This window comes from Leisingera sp. F5, from assembly GCF_001593695.1.
This window is the reverse complement of record NZ_LUKH01000605.1, coordinates 1-2,022: the sequence shown is the minus strand read 5'-3', so window position 1 is coordinate 2,022 and position 2,022 is coordinate 1. Positions and strand designations below refer to the sequence as shown.

General features: G+C 62.5%; 3 protein-coding genes. All 3 read right to left on the bottom strand.

From position 1 onward, the window contains the following. Window positions 1–107, bottom strand: a 107-nt coding sequence (locus tag A2I95_RS33815) for a hydantoinase/oxoprolinase N-terminal domain-containing protein (RefSeq protein WP_291736848.1), incomplete at its 3' end; no start/stop codon positions are given. Between the two features lie 72 nt (window positions 108–179). After that, the gene (gene queG, locus A2I95_RS33810) at window positions 180–1,217 is read right to left on the bottom strand and encodes a tRNA epoxyqueuosine(34) reductase QueG (protein ID WP_291736847.1); all 1,038 of its coding nucleotides are present in this window, start codon (window positions 1,215–1,217) and stop codon (window positions 180–182) included. A gap of 78 nt (window positions 1,218–1,295) precedes the next feature. Beyond that, window positions 1,296–1,961 carry a glutathione S-transferase family protein gene (locus tag A2I95_RS33805; RefSeq protein ID WP_027256929.1) on the bottom strand — a complete coding sequence of 222 codons (666 nt, stop codon included), beginning with the start codon at window positions 1,959–1,961 and terminating at the stop codon, window positions 1,296–1,298. Window positions 1,962–2,022: the final 61 nt, after the last annotated feature.

Here is a 2,022-nt window from a genome sequence, read left to right as displayed (position 1 = left end):
TGGCGCGTGGTCAGCGACTTGGCCGAGGCTATTACTTCCTTCTCGTCGCGGATCAGCACCGCATCCGTATAGGTTCCGCCCGTGTCCACACCCAGCAACAGCGCCATGCCCAGCCCCTTCAATCTCTGTTCGCCGGACCGGGTGTAACGCCTATTTGCGGCCCGTCCATCCTGTTTGCGTCACGAAAGTTGTTGAACCGCCCATCGCGCCGCGTCCGCGACTGCCGGATCAGGGTCCTCCGTCAGCCCGCGCGCCACGCCCCGCAGTTCCGACTGGCCGGAATTGCCGATGGCATACAAAACATTACGCACAAACCTGTCCCGCCCGATGCGTTTTATCGGCGAGCCGGAGAACATCGCCCGGAACGCGGCATCATCCAGCACCGCAAGCTCCGCCAGCTTTGGCGCCTTCAACTCCTCCCGCGCGGCATAGCGCATGTCGCTGGCCGCCACCGCAAACTTGTTCCACGGGCAAGCTGCCAGACAGTCATCGCAGCCATAGATCCGGTTGCCCAGTTTCCCGCGCAGTTCTTCGTCTACCGGCCCCTTATGCTCGATGGTCAGGTAGGAAATGCAGCGCCGCGCATCGACCTGGTAGGGCGCCGGAAAAGCATCGGTCGGACAGCTGTCCAGGCAGACCCGACAGGACCCGCAGCGGTCCGGCTCTGCCTGATCCACCGGCAACTCCAGCGTGGTAAAAACAGACCCTAAAAAGGCCCAGTTGCCCCAGTCCCGGCTCACCAGATTGCTGTGCTTGCCCTGCCAGCCCAGTCCCGCCGCCTGACCCAGTGCCTTTTCCGGCACCGGTGCGGTGTCGACAAAGACCTTCACCTCGCAATCCTCCCCGGCCTCCGCAATCAGCCAGCGCGCCAGCCGTTTCAGCCGCTTCTTGACCAAGTCGTGATAATCCTTGTTGCGGGCATAGACCGAGACAGCTCCGCGGTCCGCCTGGCCCACCACTGCCATCGGGTCCTCGTCCGGCGTGTAACTTTCCGCCAGCATGATCACCGACCGCGCATCCGGCCACAGCTGCGCCGGATCGCCCCTCCAATGGATACGCTCCGCCATCCAGCCCATCTGCCCGTGATACCCGGCCTCCAGAAACGCCTGCAGGCGCCCGGGCACCTGCGGCACGTCCCACGGACGGCAGATCCGGCAGGAGACGAACCCCTCGGCCAGTGCTTGTGCCACCAGCCGTTCTTTCAGCGCTGCACTCATTTTCTTTCTGGTCCCAAATACCTCGGGGTGAATTGGGCCACAGGCCCAAGAGGGGCAGCGCCCCTTGCCCCGTTGATATCAGAAATCCAGATCAGTGTAATGCGGCGGCGGACGGAAGCCCGGCACCTGATCCGCCAGGATCGACCGGAATGCGGGCCGCGACTTGATCTTGGCGTACCAGTCCTTGACCACTGCCGAGCGGTTCCAGTCCACATCCGAGATGTAATCCAGCGACGACAGATGCGCGGCAGCGGCAAAATCCGCCAGCGTCATCATGTCCCCGGCCAGCCAGCGCCGGTGGTCCAAGAGCCAGGCCATGTAATCCAGGTGGTATTTGATCGCCTTGGCGCCTGCCTTGACATTGCGGCTGTCGGGATAGCCCTCACCGGTGATCTTCTTGTTCACACGCTCATACAGCAGCTTGGAGGTCACCTCGTGGTGGAACTTGTCATCGAACCAGTTCACCAGGCGGCGCACTTCGTACTGGCCTTCGGCATCCTTGGGCATCAAGGGCGGCTCCGGCCTTGTGTCCTCCAGATATTCGCAGATCGCCGCGCTTTCGGCCATCATCTGGCCGTCCAGCCGGATCACTGGCACCTTGGCCGCTGGGTTGCGGCGCAGGAAATCGGGATCCTGCTCCCAATACCGTTCCTCGACCAATTCAACCTCGATCTTTTTTTCCGCCAACGACAGCCGCACCTTGCGGCAATAGGGGGACAGCGGAACGTGGTACAGGCGAGCCATGGCTAAGGGGTATCTCCAAAAACAAAACAGCGGATGCCCCAGCAATGCCTTGGCCGGTGCA